Below are 7,398 nucleotides of genomic sequence, written 5' to 3' on the forward strand. Positions count from 1 at the left end.
GCCGGCGCCCGCTTCGATCGCGACTACCGGATCTTCCTGGAGATGCACCGGCAACGCCAGGCGCTTGACGCGATCCGGTAGGCTTTGCCTATTGCTTGCGCAGCGACGCGCCTGATGTCGCGTCGAACAAATGGATGCTTTCTTCCTCGAATGTGTAGCGGACAGGGGCATGCAGCACCGGGCATTCGCGTGCCGGTACCAGTGCGCTGATCTCCTTGCCGCCGGAGCCGAATGTCACCAGAGCGTCATTGCCGTGGAATTCGATGAGATCGGCGGTGCCTTGCAATATGCCGGCGGCGCCGTCACTGCCTGTCTTCAGGTCCGGGGGCCGGATGCCCAGCACGGCGCGATCGCCAGGCTGGAGATGAAAGCCCGCCCCGTCTAACGAAAGCACCGTTCCGGCGCCGGTCAGCGTCCAGCCGTTCGCCGCCCTGCCGACCGTCACCTCGATGAAATTCATGTTCGGCGTGCCGATGAAGCCGGCCACGAACATATTGCCCGGCCGGCCGTAGATCTCCGCCGGCGAGCCGACCTGCTCGATGACGCCATCCTTGAGCAGCACGATACGGTCGGCTAGCGTCATCGCCTCCAGCTGGTCATGGGTGACGTAGACGGTGGTGGTCTTCAGCGACTGGTGCAGCCGCGCGATCTCGACGCGCATATGGTTGCGCAATTTGGCGTCCAGATTGGACAACGGCTCGTCGAACAGGAACACCTTGGGCGTCTTGATCATCGCCCGGGCGATCGCCACGCGCTGCTGCTGGCCGCCGGAGAGCTCGGCCGGCTTGCGGCCGAGATAGGGGTCGAGCCCGAGCGTCCTCGACACCGCTTCGACCCGCTTGCGGATTTCGGGCGCCGGCACCTTCTGGCGCCGCAGCCCGAAGGCGATGTTGTCGAAGATCGTCATATGCGGGTAGAGCGCGTAGTTCTGGAACACCATGGCGATGCCGCGGTCGCCGGGATCGAGGTCGTTGACTACCTTGCCGCCGATCGAGACCTCGCCGCCGCTGATGTCCTCCAGCCCCGCCAGCATCCGGAGCAAGGTCGACTTGCCGCAGCCGGACGGGCCGAGGAAGACGACGAATTCGTGCTCCTCGATCGCCAGGTTGAGGTCGCGGATCACCGTGGTGGCGCCATAGGCCTTGTCGACATGGGAGCAAACGATCGCGGACATGGTCAGCCCTTTTCGCCGGTAAGCAGGATCTGCAGCTTGACGTCCTGCGGGTTGCCTTCGGCGGCCCGTTCGAACGCCTTGATGCTGTCGGCGAAATCATAGGTACCGGTGATCAGCGGCTTGAGATCGACCTTGCCGGAGGCGATGAGTTGCAGCGCGCGGTCGAAGATGTTGGCGTAGCGGAACACCGTCTCGATACGCACTTCCTTCGAGATCGCCGCCGGAACGTTGAGGCTCACCGGTTCGACCGGAAGCCCGACCAACACCACCGCGCCGCCCGGCCGCACGACGTCGAACAGGTCGGCGAAGGCCTTCGGGCTGCCGCTCGCCTCGAAGACGATGTCGGCGCCCCATTTGTCGGTCGCGGCGGCGACGGCATCGACCAGCGACCGCTCGCCGATATTGACCGGCAGGATGCCGGCATATTGCGCGGCGATCTTCAGCTTGGGCGCGGAAAAATCGGAAATCAGCACTTTCGAGCAGCCGCCGGCAAGGGCGGCAAGCGCGATCATGATGCCGATCGGGCCGCAGCCGACGACGACGGCGACATCGCCCGGGACGATGCGGGCACGGCTTGCCGCCTGCATGCCGATGGCGAAGGGCTCGACCATCGCGCCCTCGGCGAAGGAGACATTGTTCGGCAGCCTGTAGGTGAAGGCCGCCGGGTGGACGGCGAAGGGCGCCAGCACGCCATGCACCGGTGGCGTCGCCCAGAAGCGCACGTCGGGATCGACATTGTAGATGCCGAGTTTTGTGGCGCGCGACGACAGGGTGGGCACGCCCGGCTCCATGCAGACGCGGTCGCCGACCTTCAGGCTGGTCACATTGGCGCCGACCTCGACGATGGTGCCCGCCGCCTCGTGGCCGAGCACCATCGGCGCCCGCACGATGTAGCTGCCGATGGCGCCATGCGTGTAATAGTGCACGTCGCTGCCGCAGACGCCGACGGTGTGGATGGCGATCCTGACATCGTCCGGCCCGACATCGAGCGGCAATGCGATCTCGCGCAGCGACAATTCACCTTTTTTCTCAAGCACCAAAGCCCGCATCGGGTCGTCCTCACTTCAACTCTTTTTTTGCCGGAAAACGGAATTCAGGAAACCGCTGAGCACGCCGAGGAACAACAGCGGCGGCAGCGACAGGAGCACGACCGAGGCGTTCAAGATTCCCCACGGCACGTTCATGCCTTGCTGGGACAGTTCCGAGGCTACGATCGGCAAGGTCTTGGCGTTGGAACTCGACAGCATCAGCGCGATCAGGAATTCGTTCCAGACCAGCACGAAGCTGAAGGCGACCGCGCCGATCAGCGAGCGGGCCGCGACCGGCAGCGCGATCCGCCAGAACACCGCGTAGGCTCCGTAGCCATCGACGAAAGCTGCTTCCTCGATCTCCTTCGGCACGCCCTGGAAGGCTGGAATGGCGAGCCACATGATGACCGAGATGGTGAGCAGCGAGTAGGTGACGATCAAAGCCGGCAAAGTGTCGTAGAGGCCGAGTTGCAGCCAGATCACCATCAGCGGGATCGCCACCGCCACCGGCGGCAGGAAGCGCAGCGACAGCACGAAGAACTGGATGTCGCCGGCCCAGCGGTTGGGATAGCGCGCCACCGCGTAAGCCGCGGGCAGGCCGAGCACGACGCCGATCAGCACGGCTGTGCCGCAAGCGACGACCGAATTGTAGAGGCCGGTGATGACGCTGTCGCGGCCAAGGATGTAGCTGATGTTGGCAAGCGTCGGCGTAAACACTAGGCGTGGCACGCGGGTGATGATGTCGACGCTGTTCTTCAGCGAGTTGAGCGCCGTCCACAGCAGCGGGAACACCGCGATGAAGCCGGCGAAGGCCAGGATGGCCTTGGCTATGATGCGGCCGGGCTTCATGCCTGCACCCGCTTCCACAGCATGGTGAAGGTGATGACGGTGGCGATCATCATCAGCACCGCCATGGCCGAGGCATAGGACACCTTGCCGGATTCGATGAAGCCTTGCGAGAAGGCGTACATGTCGAGCGTCTCGGTCGCCACGCCCGGCCCGCCGCGGGTCATCACATAGATCAGGTCGAAGGAGCGCAGCGATTCGATCATCTTGACGAACATCAGGCTGATCAACGGCGCCTTCAGCATCGGCAAGGTCACATAGGCGTGGATCTGCCAGCGTTTGGCATGGTCGAGCCTCGCGGCCTCGATTGGCTGCGGCGGCAAGGTCTCCAACAGCTTCAGCACGATGACGGCGAAGAACAGGCCCCATTGCCAGACATCGACCGAAGCGACGGCGAACAAAGCCGTCGACGGCTTGGACAGCGGGTCGAAGATCAGCCCGCCGGTCAGCAGGCGGTAGGGGTAGGTGGCGATGCCGTAGAGCGGGTGGTAGGCGAACTTCCACACGAAGGCCGCCGAGACGCGCGGCAACAGCACCGGAATGATGAACAGCAGGCAATAGAGGTTCCGCAGGCGCGGCGCGGCGACCTCGAACATCAGCACGCCGAGCCCGATGGCCACCACCATCGTCGCGACGACGGTGACGACCTCCCACTTCACCGATACCCAGACGGCGTTGAGGAAGCGGCGGTCGGAGAACAGGTCGACAAAATTCGAGAACCAGACCCAGGAATAGGCCGTCGAACTCAGCTCGCGGTTCTGCAAGGCGATGATGATCGCGTAGAGCGTCGGCACCATCGACAGGATCAGCAGAATGACCAGCGTCGGCACGACAAAGGTCACCGGCAGGGATGAACGTCGAGGCATTGGTCTCAGGCCTTGCTGTGTCTCGAATGTCCGGCGTGGCGGAACCGGCACGCGGATGTTTCAGGGAAAGGCAGGCCCTCCTGCGACGCACAGGTCCCGGCATTTTCCGGGAATGCTTGGGACCGCGCGCCGCAAGAGGGAGGGGGCTATTTCTTCACCAGCTCATTGGCATAGGCCTCGAGCTCGTTGAGGCTGCCCTTGACGTCGGTGCGTGTGCCGGCGATCAGCTCCTCGAGGATAATGCCCCAGCGGTCGCCGAGATCAGGCCAGCGCGGGTCCTGCCAGAAGTTGACAGCCGTCACCTTGCCGGTTTCGGCCAGCGCCTGGCCGAGATCGGCGCCGTAGATATCGGCGAACTCCTTGCTGGACAGGATGCTGGTGCGGTTCAGCTCACCGAACTGGTGGGCGTCGAGCCGGCGCTTCTCGTTTTCCTTCGACGTTGCCCAGGCGATGAACAGGCCGGCGCATTTCTTCGAAGCGTCGTCGGCATTGGCTTTTGCAGCAATGGCGAGGCCATGGCCGTAGCCGCCGCCGGGAAGCGGCGAGGGTGGCGGCAGGAAGCCGATCTTGCCGACCACTTGCGAGGTCTTCGGATCAACCGCCATGCCCGAAAGCGGCGTCGATTCGACCAGGATCGCGACCTGGCCCGACAGGAAGGCGCCGGTCGATTCATCCCAGCTGCCGGTCTGCGTGCCAGGAGCGGAATCCTTGAACAGTTTCAGATAGGTCTCGGTTGCCTTGACGGCGGCGTCCGAATTGAAGGCCGGCTTGTCGCCGTCGAACCATTTGCCGCCATAGGCCTTGAAGAACGGCATCCAGCGCCAGACATTGGCGCCCGAGCCGCGCGCGCCACGCAGCGCGATGCCGTACATGCCCTTGTCGGCGTTGGTCAGTTTCGGCACGTCAGCGATCAGCTCGTCCAGCGTTTTCGGCGGCTGGATGCCGGCGGCCTCCAGCACGTCCTTGCGGTAGACCATCAGGTCGCCGCCGCCGGTCAGCGGCGCGAACCAGACCTTGCCGTCATAGGTGGCAACCTTCTGGCGGCCGGGGTCGAAGTCGGCATAGTCATAATCAGCCGGATAATAATCGGTCAGCGGCACGATCCATTTCGACGAGGCGAACAGCGCCACGTTCGCTTCATCGACATAGTAGACGTTGTAGTTGCCGACCGTGGAGGCGTCCGCGCGCGACTTCGCCCGCCGGTCGTTCTCGTTCAGATAGTCGATCTTGAAGCTCGCGCCGGAGAGCTTCTCGAACTCGGCCTTGGAGTCCTCCAGAAGCGTCAGGCCGTCACGCGGCTGCGCCAGCACCTTGACCGGCGCCGAGCAGACCGGCGCCTGCGCCAGGGCAAGGGTTGAGACGGTAGCGGAAAGCACGAAAGCTGCGCCGAGGCTGGCAGCGAGCCGAACTGGTTTCATGATCTTTTCTCCTCCAGGAATACGTCGCGGGAAGCGCAGGTCCTCGGGTTACGCGATCCTCACCATCGCCCGAACGACTTGCCACCCATCGCCAAAATGCGCGGTTGCGATGGGCCAAGCTAGAAGCCCCGTTGCAGCAGACCTGTACTTTTATGCATTGTGCAACGCAAAAGCCGGCCTCCTTATGGGGAGCCTGTCACACGAGTATCGATCTGGTCCAAAACGATGATTCAGGAAGCGCTTATGCGCGCATCGCCAGACGCTGTCGCGACAGCTTGCGATAGGATGACGGCGTCATCTTGTGCTTGCGCAGGAAGGCGCGGTTGAAATTGGAGATGTTCATGTAGCCGACCTGGAAACAGATATCGGTGATCGGGACGTCGGTATCGGCCAGAAGCTTGCAGGCCTGCCAGAGCCTGAGCTTGGCAAGATGGTCGCTGAACGAATTGCCGGTGTTCTTCTGGAAGAAGCGCGAGAAAGTGCTTTCAGTCATGCCGGCCAGATCGGCCATGTCAGGCAGTTTGAGATCCTCGGCGAAGTGCTGGAACAGATAGGTCAGCGTGCGCTGGATGATATCGAGCGAAGCGGCGTCGAGAACCGGCGAGAAATCCGGCGACGACAACAGCTCGTATTCGTCGGTCCTGGCCAGCAGGTCGACCAGTTCGAGGAACAGGCAGAGGCGGGCGAGCCCCTGCACCGTGCCCATCCGCTCCATGAGCGCGGCGCCTTCAAGCGCGGTTCGGCCGTGGAAGACGATGCCGCGCAGCGACCGCTCCAGGAACGGCTCCAGTTCGCGCAGTTCCGGCAACAATCCCGCCGATCCGCGCAGCCGCTCGGGATCGAATTGCAGCACGATGTCACGGCCCTCGATCAATTCGTCCGGCTGCACCGCGGTGACCCAGTCATGCGGCAGGCCGCCGCCGACGATGGTCAGGTAGCCCGGGCCGAACTCGCCGATATGGTCGCCGACCAGCACGACGCCGGAGGACTTCCTGAGCAGATGGATCTCGTATTCCGGATGAAAATTCCAGACATTGCGCTCCCAGGGATAGTCGTCGAGGCGCCACAGGAAACTGTCGCTCGCCTCGGTGACGATATGCTCGAAGGAAGGCACCGTGCGCGGGATCGCGGCCGGGTGCTTTCTGCGCCTGAACGCCATCCTGCCTCCCACATTCGCCGGTTGCCGATGTCCAATCCGTAGCAGCCCCCGGCCGGCAAGGGAACGAGGCGACGCCTGCCGGGCAAAGCCGCTGGCTCAATCTGTTCACGCGCCTCCTCCCTTGCCTTCATGTCGCATTTCGTTCAATAGACGGCGCAAACGCCGCGAAACCGAAGGTTTTGCCGTTTGCAATGCGGCTTCCGGCTCTTTGCCGATGCGCCGCAACCTTGAAAGAGCAGGACAATGTCCGCGATCGAAGCCGGCGCCCGCGCGCCGGAAAATCTTTGGCGCCAGGAAATCAGGGCGACGCTGGCGCTGGCCTGGCCGATGGTGCTGACCAATCTCGGCCAGACGGCGATGACCGCGACCGACGTCATGATGATGGGGCGCCTCGGTGCCGATACGCTGGCCAGCGGCGCGCTTGGCGCCAACCTCTATTTCATGCCGCTGATCTTCGGCCTCGGCCTGATGCTGGCGACCTCGCCGATGATCGCCACCGAGCTTGGCCGCCGCCGCCATTCCGTGCGCGACCTGCGCCGCACCGTGCGCCAGGGCCTCTGGCTGGCAATCCTGATCTCGATCCCGATCTGGCTCGTTCTCTGGCACGGCGAGGCCATCCTGCTGGCGATGGGGCAGGAGCCCGCGCTGGCGCATCAGGCCGGCATCTATCTGCGCTGGCTCGAATGGGCGGTGCTGCCCTTCTACGGCTACATCGTGCTGCGTTCGTTCATCTCGGCGCTCGAGCGGCCGGGCTGGGCGCTGGTCATCGTCTTCGTCGCCGTGGCTTTCAACGTGTTTGCGAACTGGGTGTTCATGTTCGGCAATCTGGGTGTTCCGGCGATGGGCATCGCCGGCTCGGGCCTTGCCACCTCGCTGTCCAGCACGCTGATGTTCGTCGGCATGGCTG

7 protein-coding genes are annotated in these 7,398 nt (G+C 63.8%); 1 reads left to right on the plus strand and 6 read right to left on the minus strand.

What is annotated here, in order from left to right; all coding sequences use genetic code 11:
• Positions 1-88: 88 nt before the first annotated feature.
• From ugpC to EOA36_RS21165, 6 genes are all read right to left on the minus strand, one after another.
• A complete protein-coding gene (gene ugpC / locus EOA36_RS21140; protein WP_127279274.1) occupies positions 89-1,174 on the minus strand; it encodes a sn-glycerol-3-phosphate ABC transporter ATP-binding protein UgpC in 1,086 nt (361 codons plus the stop codon).
• A 2-nt stretch (positions 1,175-1,176) separates the two neighbouring features.
• On the minus strand, positions 1,177-2,223 hold the full coding sequence (locus tag EOA36_RS21145; protein WP_127279275.1) for an NAD(P)-dependent alcohol dehydrogenase: 1,047 nt from the start codon (positions 2,221-2,223) through the stop codon (positions 1,177-1,179).
• 15 nt (positions 2,224-2,238) lie between these two features.
• The gene (locus tag EOA36_RS21150) at positions 2,239-3,051 is read right to left on the minus strand and encodes a carbohydrate ABC transporter permease (protein ID WP_127279276.1); all 813 of its coding nucleotides are present in this window, start codon (positions 3,049-3,051) and stop codon (positions 2,239-2,241) included.
• Complete coding sequence (locus EOA36_RS21155) at positions 3,048-3,914, minus strand: sugar ABC transporter permease (protein WP_127279277.1); 867 nt, start codon at positions 3,912-3,914, stop codon at positions 3,048-3,050. Before EOA36_RS21155 ends, EOA36_RS21150 begins: the two co-directional genes overlap by 4 nt.
• 146 nt (positions 3,915-4,060) lie before the next feature.
• The gene (locus EOA36_RS21160) at positions 4,061-5,332 is read right to left on the minus strand and encodes an extracellular solute-binding protein (RefSeq protein ID WP_127279278.1); all 1,272 of its coding nucleotides are present in this window, start codon (positions 5,330-5,332) and stop codon (positions 4,061-4,063) included.
• 241 nt (positions 5,333-5,573) lie between these two features.
• Complete coding sequence (locus EOA36_RS21165; protein WP_127279279.1) at positions 5,574-6,491, minus strand: AraC family transcriptional regulator; 918 nt, start codon at positions 6,489-6,491, stop codon at positions 5,574-5,576.
• 243 nt (positions 6,492-6,734) lie between these two features.
• On the opposite strand from EOA36_RS21165, the gene EOA36_RS21170 reads away from it, so the two are divergent.
• The coding region (locus EOA36_RS21170; RefSeq protein WP_189553292.1) for an MATE family efflux transporter at positions 6,735-7,398 on the plus strand (664 nt) is incomplete at its 3' end.

This window comes from Mesorhizobium sp. M8A.F.Ca.ET.021.01.1.1 (assembly GCF_003998025.1).
Classification (GTDB): Bacteria; Pseudomonadota; Alphaproteobacteria; order Rhizobiales; family Rhizobiaceae; genus Mesorhizobium.